At 71.3% G+C, this 12,597-nt stretch carries 9 protein-coding genes and 1 rRNA gene; 4 read left to right on the forward strand and 6 right to left on the reverse strand.

Annotated features, from left to right (window positions below; translation table 11 throughout):
• Nucleotides 1–83: ribosomal RNA gene (locus ACWD1U_RS17865) — 16S ribosomal RNA — on the reverse strand; the annotation flags it as partial.
• A gap of 548 nt (nucleotides 84–631) precedes the next feature.
• On the opposite strand from ACWD1U_RS17865, the gene ACWD1U_RS17870 reads away from it, so the two are divergent.
• Together ACWD1U_RS17870 and ptsP are read left to right on the forward strand one after the other, a co-directional pair.
• Nucleotides 632–1,081 carry a PTS sugar transporter subunit IIA gene (locus ACWD1U_RS17870; protein ID WP_451108506.1) on the forward strand — a complete coding sequence of 150 codons (450 nt, stop codon included), beginning with the start codon at nucleotides 632–634 and terminating at the stop codon, nucleotides 1,079–1,081.
• A 79-nt stretch (nucleotides 1,082–1,160) separates the two neighbouring features.
• On the forward strand, nucleotides 1,161–2,831 hold the full coding sequence (gene ptsP / locus ACWD1U_RS17875) for a phosphoenolpyruvate--protein phosphotransferase (RefSeq protein WP_451108508.1): 1,671 nt from the start codon (nucleotides 1,161–1,163) through the stop codon (nucleotides 2,829–2,831).
• Nucleotides 2,832–2,893: 62 nt separating this feature from the next.
• On the opposite strand, the gene ACWD1U_RS17880 is transcribed toward ptsP, so the two are convergent.
• Complete coding sequence (locus ACWD1U_RS17880) at nucleotides 2,894–3,784, reverse strand: hypothetical protein (protein ID WP_451108510.1); 891 nt, start codon at nucleotides 3,782–3,784, stop codon at nucleotides 2,894–2,896.
• 35 nt (nucleotides 3,785–3,819) lie between these two features.
• Entirely contained in the window at nucleotides 3,820–5,016 is a 1,197-nt protein-coding gene (locus ACWD1U_RS17885; RefSeq protein ID WP_451108512.1) for an MFS transporter, read from the reverse strand.
• 111 nt (nucleotides 5,017–5,127) lie between these two features.
• Between ACWD1U_RS17885 and ACWD1U_RS17890 the strand changes: the two genes are divergently transcribed.
• The gene (locus ACWD1U_RS17890) at nucleotides 5,128–6,447 is read left to right on the forward strand and encodes an aminotransferase class I/II-fold pyridoxal phosphate-dependent enzyme (protein WP_451108513.1); all 1,320 of its coding nucleotides are present in this window, start codon (nucleotides 5,128–5,130) and stop codon (nucleotides 6,445–6,447) included.
• 3 nt (nucleotides 6,448–6,450) lie between these two features.
• Here ACWD1U_RS17890 and ACWD1U_RS17895 read toward each other — a convergent pair whose 3' ends face one another.
• Nucleotides 6,451–8,418: an acetoacetate--CoA ligase gene (locus ACWD1U_RS17895; RefSeq protein WP_451108515.1), complete on the reverse strand. Its 1,968-nt coding sequence runs from the start codon at nucleotides 8,416–8,418 to the stop codon at nucleotides 6,451–6,453.
• A 211-nt stretch (nucleotides 8,419–8,629) separates the two neighbouring features.
• Here ACWD1U_RS17895 and ACWD1U_RS17900 point away from each other — a divergent pair, with 211 nt between their 5' ends.
• A complete protein-coding gene (locus ACWD1U_RS17900; protein WP_451108516.1) occupies nucleotides 8,630–10,993 on the forward strand; it encodes a glycoside hydrolase family 31 protein in 2,364 nt (787 codons plus the stop codon).
• 2 nt (nucleotides 10,994–10,995) lie between these two features.
• Here the strand turns inward: ACWD1U_RS17900 and ACWD1U_RS17905 are convergent, their stop codons facing one another.
• The gene (locus ACWD1U_RS17905) at nucleotides 10,996–11,529 is read right to left on the reverse strand and encodes an NUDIX domain-containing protein (RefSeq protein ID WP_451108517.1); all 534 of its coding nucleotides are present in this window, start codon (nucleotides 11,527–11,529) and stop codon (nucleotides 10,996–10,998) included.
• A gap of 47 nt (nucleotides 11,530–11,576) precedes the next feature.
• Nucleotides 11,577–12,386, reverse strand: coding sequence for a M15 family metallopeptidase (locus tag ACWD1U_RS17910; protein WP_451108519.1), 810 nt, complete (start codon nucleotides 12,384–12,386; stop codon nucleotides 11,577–11,579).
• Between the last annotated feature and the right edge of the window lie 211 nt (nucleotides 12,387–12,597).

A 12,597-nucleotide genomic window follows, 5' to 3' on the forward strand; every position in this document is an offset into this window, starting at 1 on the left:
ACCGAAGTGGTTCATCGTTCGACTTGCATGTGTTAAGCACGCCGCCAGCGTTCGTCCTGAGCCAGGATCAAACTCTCCGTGAATGTGTACCGGTAATCCGGTCGACACCACGAGAGCGGAACAGCCAGGCGGAATAAGCCCGGCCGTTCACAGCGTCCTCGCTGTGTTTTTTCAAAGGAACCTCGCCCCAGCAGATGCTGGAGACGGGGTATCAACATATCTGGCGTTGACTTTTGGCACGCTGTTGAGTTCTCAAGGAACGGTCGCTTCCTTTGTACTCACCCTCTCGGGCTTTCCTCCGGGCGCTTCCCTTCGATGTCCCCAACTCTATCAGCGTTTTTCCGGCCCTCTGACCACCGTCCTGCAGGCATGCAGAAGGCGACCCAGAGATAGGATCTGACGAGTTGGTTGCTGCCGGGCCAGGGCGCGAGATCGCGTCGCTCAGCCCCATGCAGGAGTACGACTGTACACGCGGCCGTGGAGCGCGCGCAAATCCCTCTGAGGTATGGTCTAGACCACTTCGGGGTGCTCGCGAGGATCCGGCACTTCAGGTGACATACGCTGCTGAACAGTGCGCCGTCCGGTACCTACAGGGACGGCCATATCGATCTCCACCCCTGGGAGGCTTCCCATGACCACCGTGACGTCCCCGCTCGCAGGACGCGCCATCGGACTGGCAGCCGTGCCGGATCCCGTCTTCTCCGGGGCCATGGTCGGCCCGGGCACAGCGATCGACCCCGTACGTGAGCCTTCCGAGGCAGTCTCTCCCGTGGACGGCATCATCGTCTCCCTGCACCCGCACGCGTTCGTCGTCGTGGACCCGAGCGGACACGGCGTGCTCACCCACCTCGGCATCGACACCGTGCAACTCAACGGCGAGGGGTTCGAGTTGCTCGTCAACAAGGGCGACCTCGTCGGCCGCGGTCAGAGCATCGTGCGCTGGAACCCGGCCGCCGTCGAGGCCGCCGGCAAGTCCGCGGTCTGCCCGGTCGTGGCGCTGGAAGCCACGGCCGAGGCCCTCTCGGATCTTCGCGACAACGGCGATGTGAAGGCCGGCGACAGTCTCTTCCTCTGGAAGTGACGTCATGGCCGTCCTCAGACGGCGAGTACGACAAACAAACGCGGCGGCGGGAGCCGTCGCACTACCGGAGACGGGTGAGATGGAGACAACGCTGCGAGGCGTCGGCGTCAGCCACGGTGTGGCGATCGGCGAGGTTCGGCACATGGGAACGGCGGTCCTCGAGCCGCCTGCGAAGCAGATCCCCGCGGAGGAAGCGGAGCGTGAGCAGGGGCGCGCCCGCAAGGCTGTGGAGGCAGTGGCGGCCGATCTGATGGCGCGCGGCAATCTGGCCGGGGGTGAGGCCCAGGCGGTGCTCGAGGCGCAGGCCATGATGGCCCAGGACCCTGAGCTGATGGCCGATGTGGAGCGGCGGATCGCCGTGGGCAGTACGGCCGAGCGCGGGGTGTACGACGCGTTCGCCTCGTACCGCGAGCTGCTGGCGGGTGCCGGTGAGTACCTCGCCGGTCGGGTGGCCGACCTCGACGACGTGCGGAACCGTATCGTCGCCCGTCTGCTGGGGGTGCCGATGCCGGGTGTCCCGGACAGCGACGAGCCCTACGTCCTCGTGGCCCGTGACCTCGCGCCTGCCGACACCGCGCTGCTGGACCCGACTCTGGTGCTCGGTTTCGTCACCGAGGAGGGCGGTCCGACCAGTCACAGCGCGATTCTGGCGCGGGCGCTCGGTGTGCCGGCCGTGGTGGCGCTGCCGGGTGCCGGTGAGCTCGCCGAGGGCACGATGATCGCGGTCGACGGCAGCACGGGTGAGATCTTCGTGGACCCGAGCGATGAGAAGAAGGCTCAGCTCGAGGCTGCTGCCGCCGAGCGCAAGGCCGCGCTGGCGGCCTCGACCGGGCCTGGTGCCACCGCGGACGGACACAAGGTGCCGCTGCTCGCGAACATCGGTGGTCCCGCGGATGTGGCGGCCGCCGTCGAGGCCGGTGCCGAGGGTGTCGGTCTCTTCCGCACCGAGTTCCTCTTCCTGGACGACAGCAAGCAGGCGCCGGCCAAGGACAAGCAGGTCGCCGCGTACCGGCAGGTCCTCGAGGCGTTCCCCGAGGGGCGTGTCGTGGTGCGGGTGCTGGACGCCGGTGCGGACAAGCCGCTGGACTTCCTCACGCCGGCCGACGAGCCGAACCCGGCGCTCGGCGTGCGTGGTCTGCGGACGCTGCTCGACCACCCGGAGGTCCTGCGCACGCAGCTGACCGCGCTCGCGAAGGCCGCGGAGGGGCTGCCGGTCTACCTCGAGGTCATGGCCCCGATGGTGGCGGACCGCACCGATGCCCGGGCGTTCGCGGACGCGTGCCGTGACGCCGGGCTGCGGGCGAAGTTCGGCGCGATGGTCGAGATCCCGTCGGCCGCGCTGCGGGCCCGCTCGATCCTGCAGGAGGTCGAGTTCCTGTCGCTGGGCACGAACGACCTGGCGCAGTACACCTTCGCCGCCGACCGTCAGGTGGGTGCGGTCTCCCGTCTGCAGGACCCGTGGCAGCCCGCGCTGCTCGACCTGGTTGCGCTGTCCGCCGAGGCGGCGAAGGCCGAGGGCAAGAGCTGTGGCGTCTGCGGCGAGGCCGCGTCCGACCCGCTGCTCGCGTGTGTGCTGGCTGGTCTGGGCGTCACCTCGCTCTCGATGGGCGCGGCGTCGATTCCCTACGTGCGGGCGACCCTGGCCAAGTACACGCTGGCGCAGTGCGAGCGGGCCGCTGCGGCGGCGCGGGCGACGGACAGTGCTGAGGACGCGCGCAGCGCGGCGCAGGCGGTGTTGTCGGGCGAGTAGACCGCCCGGCCGAGGCTGCCCGGGAGGGGCGCTCCACCGAGGTGGGGCGCCCCTCCCGCGTTTCAGTGGTGGTGTCCTTGTGTGGGTTTCTCGTCCCCGAGGTCGGGGGGCGCGCAGTAGTCGACGTTGGATTCCGGGGAGATGAGGTCTCCCGATTCGATGTCGGTGCAGTAGGCGTCGAAGACCTCTCCTGCGGTGAGGGGTTCGAGTCCGTAGCAGCGAAGGCGCCAGCCGTAGACGCGGTCGGGGGTGCCTGGGGCGCCGGCGCGGATGACGAGGCCTCCGGGGCTTCGGGTGGCCAGGCCCAGGGCGAGGACGGTGGTGAACTCCAGCGCCTCCGTCTCGTCCAGTTCCGGGGTGCTGCCGTCGTCGGCGACGTGGAGGGCGGCGATGAGGGTCTCGGGTGGGCCGGTGACACTGCAGACGAGGTGCCGGTCGCCGGGCGGCGCCGTGGCGAGGATGCGGACGAGGAGGCCCGAGGCGCGGGTGAAGGCGGCGCGTCCGATGTCCTCACCGCAGGCCGTGCAGGCGCCCAGGCGGGCGAGGAGTGTCGTCGCGTACTCCCAGGTGGCCTGTCGGACGGCCTCGTCGACGAGGGACGCGAGGAGGTCGGCCAGCGGCTGGCCCTCGTACGGCAGGGTCGGGCCGGTGACCGCGAGTTGCGCTGTGAAGCGGGTGCGGCTCGACGGGTTGTCGGGGTCGAGGCCCTGTTGCGTGCAGAACTCGGCGTACTCCTCGGGGTCGAAGAGGGCCACCGTGGTGTGGCTGCCTTGCAGGGCGCGTGTCCTGAGGAGCCCTTCGACGTGTTTGAGGTAGCTCGTGTGATCGTCGAACGTGAAGCTGCGGTAGCGCCGCATGGCTCGGAAGTCGTGCTCGTCGGTCAGCAGGCCGATGGTGCCGGCGATTTCGCGGCGCAGGACGCGTCGCAAGGTCCGGTTGTCGGTGTGCGCCATTGTGTCCCCCTGTTGCGCGGTCGATCAATGCTCACTCACAGTAATCGGCCGCACTGACAGTGGCGTCCGGCGAGGCGGTCGCGGACGAGGCGGTGCTGGATCGCGCAGGTCAGGGCGATGGTGGCGCCGAAGGTGGCCCAGCCGATGGGGCCCGTGGCGATGGCCGTGGTGACGGCGAGTGGTCCGATGCTGCGCTGGGCGGACTGGGCCAGGCCGTGGACTCCGAGGTAGCTGCCCTGGGCGGTCTCGGGGGCGAGAGCGACGGAGAGTTCCCAGGAGATGGTGGCGTGGAGCATTTCGGCGAGGGTGAAGAGAACGGCGGATGCGGTGAGGAGGACGGTGGCGGTCGCGGCGCCTTTCGTGGCCGAGAGGGCCATGGTGACACCGCCGAGGGCGAAGACGGCAGAGAGGGGGAGCAGGAGGGTGCGGGCGGCTGTGGTGGTGGCGCCGAACCGGGAGAGCGGAACCTGGAGAGCCACGACCAGCACGTTGTTGAGGACCATCAGCAGGGGTGCGAGGCCGTGCGGTGCGTCGCTCGCGTGGGCGATCCACAGGGGCAGGCCGACCTTGAAGACGGCGTCGTCGAGGAAGAGGACGGTCTCGGTGGCGACGTAGGCGAGATAGGTGCGGTCGCGCCAGGGGTGGGCGGGCTCGGCCGTGGGGGCGGTGTCCTTCGAGGTGGCGACGGTGCGGGAGGGGGACGGAGGTTCGCCGCAGCGCCGGGTGATGAGCGCGTAGCAGATGAAGGACAGGGCATCGCCCGCGAGGAGCCACTGGTACGCGCTGGTGGTGCCGAGGGCGAGGGCGCCGGCGGCCGCGAGGCCGCCCAGGGCCCAGCCGGCGTTGGCGACGGTTCGGTGGACGGCCTGATAGCGGACGCGGTCCGGTCCGGCGACGCGGGTGGCGTAGAGCCTGGTGAGGACGCTCGCCGCGCGGTCTGCGAGGCCGCCGACGGCGCAGTAGGCGAGCAGCAGCGCGTAGGTGTCGGTCGTGAGGAGGGCCAGTGAGGCCAGGGCTCGCGCGACCTGGACGGCGATCAGGACGCGGGTGAGGGGAATCCGGTCCGCGATACGGCCGGCCAGGGGTGCACCAGCGATGCCGATGGCTCCGGCGGCGGCGACGAGGGTGCCGACTTCGGCGACGGTGAGGCCGGCGACGTACGTGAAGTAGAGGACGGCGACGGATGCCCACAGGCCGCTGCCCACGCGGTCGACGAGGGCGGCGGCGAGCATTCTTCGTCCGTCGAGGCCTCCGGGAATGCGTCTCGACCATGCCGCTGATCGGCGCGCTGGATGCACGGCTCCCCCTTGCCCCAAGATATGTATTGATACATACTATTTAATGTGGCAACACAATATGGGATCAGTGGAACGACGGCCAAGGGGATTGCCGCGTCCGTCGAACGCGGCGTGGCAGAGGGGGCCTTGGGGCCGGGGGCCGTACTGCCGCCGGTGCGGCGGCTGGCGGACGAACTGGGGGTGAGTCCGGGAACGGTCGCCACGGCCTACAAGGAGTTGCGGCAACGCGGCATCGTGGTCACCCGCGGGCGGGGTGGGACCGTGGTCGCACCTCAACCCGCGGTGGCGTCCCGGAGGCCGCCCAGAGTCCCCGAAGGACTGCGTGACCTGGCCGGCGGCCACCCCGATCCCCGGCTGCTTCCAGGCCTCGTCCCGTCCTCGGGCCTGTCCACGACGGCGCGGTCGCATCGTTCGACGCCCAGGCTGGCGCGGCTGGAAGACGCGGTACGGGACCTGTTCCGGCGTGACGGGGTGCCCGTGGAGCAGGTGACCTTCGCGCACGGTGCGCTGGATCTGATCGGGCGGCTGCTCTCCGTCGAGCTGCGGCCGGGCGACGCCGTCGCCATGGAGGACCCGGGGTACCACCATCTGCTGGATCTGCTGACGGCCTTGGGGCTGCGGGCCGTCCCTGTGGCCGTGGACGACGAGGGCATGCGCCCCGAGGCCTTGAGTGGTGCCCTTCGGGCGGGCGCGCGGGCGGTGGTGTGCAGTCCGCGGGCACAGAATCCGTACGGCGGGTGCTTCTCCGCAGAGCGCCGGGACACGCTTGCCGGCCTGCTCCGCGACGAGCCCGACGTGCTGGTCGTGGAGAACGACCACGCCTCCGCCGTCGCCGGAGCTCCCCTGCACTCACTGACCGCCGGAGCGCTGACGCGCTGGGTGCACGTGCGGACGGCGAGCAAGTTCCTGGGGTCCGACCTGCGCTGGGCCGCGGCGGCCTGTGACCCGACCACGCTGGCGCGGCACGACGGACGGCTGCTGCTGACCTCGGGCTGGGTCAGCCATCTGCTCCAGGAGACGGTGCACGGCCTGCTGACCGACGACGGCACGCGTGCGCTGGTGGCACGAGCCGGGGAGACGTACGCGCTGCGGCGGGACGCACTGCTCGGGGAGCTCCGCGGGCGGGGTTTCGAGGCGCACGGGGCGAGCGGGATGAACGTGTGGGTGCCGGTGCGGGACGAGTCGGCTGTGGTGAACGGACTGCGGTCGTACGGCTGGTGGGTCGCGGCGGGAGCGCGGTTCCGGCTGTCGTCCGGCCCGGGTGTTCGGATCTCCGTCGCCGGGCTCGAGCCTGCCGAGGCGGTGCGGCTGGCCTCGGACTTCACCGCCGTGTCCGGTGAGTCCGAGGCGACCTATGGAGGCTGACGGTCAGGCCCGTTTGCGGGCCAGATCCTCGTAGAAGTGCAGCAGATCCAGGTTGTCGATGGAACCCGCGTTGACCGCCTTCTCCAGCGGGGTGCCCTGGAGGAGGCGCTTGACCGGTACCTCGATGCGCTTGCCCGTGAGGGTGTGGGGGACGCCGGGCACCTCGATGATCTCGTCGGGCACGTGGCGCGGGGAAAGCTGCTCGCGGATGGTCCGCTTGATGCGGTTAAGCAGGGCCTCGTCGAGGACGGCGCCGGGAGCCAGGTGGACGAAGAGGGGCATCCAGTAGCCGCCGTCCGGCTGTTCGATGCCGATGACGAGGGACTCCCTGATCTCGGGGAGGCGTTCCACGGCTTCGTAGATGTCGGCGGATCCCATGCGGACGCCCTGGCGGTTGAGCGTGGAGTCGGAGCGGCCGTGGATGACCACGGAGCCGCGGGAGGTGACGGTGATCCAGTCGCCGTGCCGCCACACGCCGGGGTAGGTGTCGAAGTAGCTGTCGTGGTAGCGGCTGCCGTCGGGGTCGTTCCAGAAACGGATGGGCATCGACGGCATGGGGTTGGTGACGACGAGCTCGCCGACCTCGTCGATCAGGGAGTTGCCGCTCGGGTCCCAGGACTGCAGGTCGGTGCCGAGGCAGGGGGCCTGGAGCTCGCCGACGTGGACCGGGAGGGTCGGTACGGCGCCGGCGAAGCAGGAGCAGACGTCGGTGCCGCCGCTGACGGAGGCGATCCACAGGTCGTCGCGGACCTCGTCGTGCAGCCAGCGGAAGCCGTCGGGCGGAAGGGGGGAGCCGGTGGTGGCGACGCACTGGACGGAGGAGAGGTCGAAGTCGCGGGACGGGTGGACGCCGGCCTTGCGGCAGGCCATGACGTAGGCGGCCGAGGTGCCGTAGAGGGTGGCCTTCGTGCGTTCGGCGATGCGCCACTGGGCGCCGGTGTCCGGATAGCCGGGGCTGCCGTCGTAGAGGACGATCGTGGTGCCGGTGAGCAGGCCTGAGACGAGGAAGTTCCACATCATCCAGCCGGTCGACGTGTACCAGAAGAAGCGGTCCTCGGGGCCGAGGTCGCAGTGCAGGCCGAGTTGCTTGAGGTGCTCGACGAGGATGCCGCCCTGGGACTGGACGATGGCCTTGGGCAGACCGGTGGTGCCGGAGGAGTAGAGCACCCACAGGGGGTGGTCGAAGGGCACCTGCTCGAAGACGGGTTCCGTGTCGGCGGAGGTGAGGGCCGACCAGTCCAAGGCTCCCTCCGGTGCCTCGGTGCCCAGGAGGGGGATGTGGACGACGGCGCGCAGGGTGGGCAGTTCGCGGCGCAGCTCGGCGACGATCTCGCGCCGGTCGTGCTCCTTGCCGCCGTAGCGGTAGCCGTCGACGGTGAACAGGACGACGGGTTCGACCTGCTGGAAGCGGTCGAGGACGCTGCGGGCGCCGAAGTCGGGCGCGCAGGAGGTCCAGACGCCGCCGACGGCGGCTGTGGCGAGGAGGGCCACCACGGCCTGCGGGACGTTGGGGAGGTAGCCGCTGACGCGGTCCCCGGGGCGTACGCCGAGGGCGCGCAGCTCGGCGGCCAGGGAGCCGACCTGACGGCGCAGTTCCGCCCAGGTGACGGGGAGTGGTTGGTGCGTCTCGTCGACGTGCAGGAGGGCCGGCTCGTCCGCGTGGGTGCCGGCGGCGCGCAGAGCGTGTTCGGCGTAGTTGACGGTTGCCCCGGGGAACCACTGGGCGCCCGGCATCGAACGGTCGCCGAGCACGCGCGCCCAGGGGGCCGAGAAGCGGACGTCGAACCACTCCGTGACGGCTTTCCAGAAGGTGTCCAGCTCCTCCAGGGACCAGCGATGCAGGGCCGCGTAACCGCCCTCGGCGGGGGCGCCGTGCTGCTCGGCGGCCCAGGCCTGGAACCTGGTGATCCGCGCCCGGGCGATGCGCTCGGGGTCGGGCTGCCAGAGCGGCTGGGCATTGACGGTCGACATGGTCGGCTCCCGGACTGTGCGCGTGGTGTGCGTCCTCCGCGCACGGGCTGGGGTGTGCGCGTGAGCGGCTGGCACGGACAATGCCATGTGATGGATGTCGGCACCAGGGTGCGCCCCACATAGTCCGTGTCGTGAAGATGTGGTCCTGGCACGGGTGAACGGCAGTTGAACGACACACCCGCGTGGGGCCGTCAGTGGCAGGGTGAGCAGCATGAACGGTCGTGACCTTGTGCGTTCGGTGAAAGCGGTGGCTTCGGTGGGGGCGGCGCAGGGTGTGCGTACCGTACGAGCAGCGTGGCGCAGGCGGCGGGCCGACGCCACCGGGCTGCCGTCGCGGGGGGCGGAGCGGGCGCGGGTGCCCGGGCCCGTGCAGGCGGTGGAGCCGGGCCCCGGGGGCGGTGTCGTCCGGTTCAGCCGGTCGGAGCTGCGGATTCTCGTCGCGGTGAACGGGGCCGTCTTCTGGGGCTGGGACGGGGCCGAGCCGGAGCCGTCGTACGCGTTGGCCGGCCGGTGTCCGGAGCCGGATCCGCGGGCGAGGCTGGAGCCGGACACGGACGGCGGCTGGCGGGTGGTGGCCGAGCGCGTGACGGTCGTCGTCTCGCGGCACGGCGCGGTGGAGGTGCAGACGCCCGGCGGCGTGACCCTGCGGCGCGATCTGCCGCCGCGGTGGTGGGAGCCGGTCGGTGGCGGCCCGGCGCGGTGGATGCAGCGGTCGGAGGTGGCCGCCGACGCCCGGTTCTTCGGGCTGGGCGGACGTGCGTCGGGCCCTCGGCTGCCGGACGGGACGTACCGGCTGTGGAACACCGACCCGGGCCGTCCGTTCGCGCCTGGTGACGACCCGCTCCACGTCACGATGCCGGTGCAGCTGGTGGTGTCGGACGGCGGTACGCATCTGGTGTTCCACGACAGCTCGTGGGACGGCACGGTGACGCTGCGGGAGGGCGAGGAGGGCGCGGGTTCCGGGCATGACCGCGCCGGGACGAGCGAGCTGCGCATGGACGGGGGGCCACTGCGCTGCTGGGTCATGGCGGGCACCCCCGCGCGCGTGCTGCTCGCCTGGGCCTCGCTCACCGGGGCGCCCGCGCTGCCGCCCGCGTGGGCGCTCGGTCATCACGCGCGGTGGGGGTTCGGCAGTGAGCAGGAGGTGCGGAGGGCCGTCGCGGGCTGTCTGGAGCACGGGCTGCCGCTCGACGCCGTGCACCTGGACATCGACCACCTGGACGCGCACCAGGTGTTCACCGTCGACCAGGACCGCTTCCCGAAACTGCCCGTCCTGGCCGAGGAGCTCCGGCGGGACGGCATCCGGCTGGTGTCGGTCGTCGACCCGGCCGTCAGGGCGCTGCCCGGCAACTCCGTGTATGACGGCGGGACGGCTGAGGACGCGTTCGTGCGGGACGCGGCGGGTGAGGTCGTGGAGGGTGTCGCGTGGCCCGGGGAGGCGGTGTTCGCGGACTTCACGCACGCGGGTGTGCGTGAGTGGTGGGGCGGTCTCTACGAGGAGCGGCTCGAGCAGGGGTTCTCGGGTTTCTGGCACGACATGAACGAGCCGACGTCGTTCACCGCCTTCGGGGAGTCGACGCTGCCGCGTTCGGCGCGGCACTCCCTGGAGGGGCGGGGTGGTGATCATCGCGAGGCGCACAACGTGTACGCGCTGTGCATGGCGCGGGCGGGCTTCGAAGGGCTGCGGAGACTCGCGCCGCAGGAGCGGCCGTTCCTCTTCTCCCGCTCGGGGTGGGCCGGCATGCAGCGCTACGGCGGGGCGTGGTCGGGGGACGTGGCCACCGGCTGGCCCGGGCTGCGCGCGTCCCTGGCGCTGGTGATGGGGCTGGGGCTGTGCGGCGTCCCGTACTCGGGGCCGGACGTCGGGGGCTTCGACGGTGATCCGTCACCCGAGCTGTATCTGCGGTGGTTCCAGCTGGGCGCCTACCTTCCGCTGTTCCGTACGCATGCCAGTCTGCGGGCGGGGCGAAGGGAGCCGTGGGAGTTCGGGACCGAGGTGCTGGAGCACGCGCGCGTGGCGCTCGTGGAACGCCGGCGGCTGCTGCCGTACTTCATGACGCTGGCGCACCTGGCCCAGCGTACCGGAGCGCCCTATGTGCGGCCCCTGTGGTGGACGGCTCCGGAGGAGCGGGCGCTGCGGGACTGCGGGGACGCTTTCCTGCTGGGTGACAGCCTGCTGGTGGCGCCGGTGCTCGACCCGGGGGCCGATCGGCGTGCCGTGCAGTTGCCGCGGGGGCGCTGGTACGACGTGGCGACGGAGGAGGCGTACGAGGGACCGGGGCAGGTGCTAGTCGACGCGCCTGTGTCGCGGATCCCGGTGTTCGCGCGCGCGGGTGCCGTGCTTCCCGTTCGCGGGGAGGACGGAGCACTCGAACTGGAGGTGTGGGCACCCGCCCGGGGACGGACCGGTGGCGGCCTGGTCGTGCCGGACGGGGGTGACGGGTGGGACGAGCCGGAGATCGAGCGCTACACCGCCCGGTGGATGGGCTCGCGCGTGGTCGTCGAGCGGGAGGGCGAGGACGGCGTGCGCCGGCCGTCCCGCCCCGTGCGCGTCCGCGGGGCCGGGGAGCGCTGAGCTCAGTACCGGCCCTCGAACCAGGCCCGTACAGCAACGGTGTGCAGTGGGAAGGCCAGCTCCTGCGGCCTGCGCAGGAGGTGCCGGCCCTCCGTCTCGTCCGTGGCGGCGGAGGCGGGCAGACCCTCCGCCGGGCGTTCCGGGAGGAGGCCGAACAGCAGCAGGTGTCCGTCGGGCGAGCTCATCGCGTCGACGAGCCGTACGTCGCGGCCGACCGCGTCGATGCCGGTCTCCTCCCTCAGTTCGCGTACGACGGCCTGCCGCCAGTCCTCCCGGTGGTCGACGTATCCGCCGGGCAGGGCGATGCCCCCGCGCGCGGGAGCGATGGTTCGGGTGATGACGACCAGGGCGGTGCCCTTGGTGTCGTACACGGGCTGGAGGGCCACCGCGACCGGGAGCGGATTGCGGTAGGCCACGGTGCCGCACCCCGGGCAGGTGCGGGGCCAGCCGGAGATGCCCTCTCCGTAGGGCGCGCCGCAGCTCGAACAGTGGGAGTCCGGCGCGGAGTTGGAACTGGAGTGCTGATATTCGGACACGCGGCGGACTGTAGCCGATCACGGGGAGGGCGTCGTGGGCGGGCGGCTCAGTGGCGGCCTGCGAGCGACTTCCTGGACACGGGGAAGTCGAAGTACGTGTCCGGGTAGGGCTCGGGCTGGTAGGTGTAGTGCCACCACTCCTGCGCCAGGTTCACGAAGCCGAGACCTTCTAGGGTGCTCTTGAGCAGCAGCCGGTTGGCGCGCTGTTCGCCCTGGACGCGCGGGTCGAGGGTGTGCGAGAGGGTGTCGAAGCAGTCGAAGCCGGTGCCCATGTCGACCGAGTTGTCGGGGAACCGCTCGCCCTGCGGCGCGAAGCACGGCACGAGGGTCTCTCCGGGGCGGTACGGCCGGGTCGGCTTCGCGGGCAGCCTGACGAGGGTGACATCCAGGGTCGATCCGCGGCTGTGGCCGGACTTCTCCGCGATGTAGCCGTCCGCGAACAGCCGGGTCTTGTCGACGTCCGGGTAGAACTCGCCCTTCATCGCCTCGTCGTCGAGGTCCTCGGCCCAGCGGACGAAGTGGTCGACCGCGCGCTGTGGCCGGTAGCAGTCGTAGACCTTGAGCGTGTAGCCCTGGGCCAGCAGCTTCCTCTGGGCCCTGTGGAGGGCGTCGGCGGCGGGGCGGGTGAGGACGCAGACCGGCTGCTGGTAGCCGTCGATGCGTTCGCCGACGAAGTTGTGCGGGGTGGCGTAGCGCATCTCCTGGAGGATCGTCGGATCGACGCTTGCGAGCGCCACGAAGTCCTTCGGCGCCCTGGGCTCGGCCCGGGCCTGGGCGGGGGCGGTGGAGGCGGTCGCTGCCAGCAGGGCGGCGGCCGCAGTGATCAGGGCGCGTGCCACGCCGGTGAGTCGTGTCATGCTCCTGCGTCTATCAGGAGTCGGTGTTGCCGGGGAAGCGGGGCGCGACAACCGCCGGCCGGTGTCCTGCCGTTTCCCGGCAGGACGTGACCGGCTTTTGACGTTCCGTCAGGTTGCTCTGCGGAAAGGGGCTGCGGCGCGTACACGAACACCTCTGGTGGTGGGCTGGTTCGGTGGGGACGACCGGACCGCCGGGGCCGCCGCCGCTCCC

The sequence above is a fragment of the Streptomyces sp. NPDC002788 genome, from assembly GCF_053592115.1.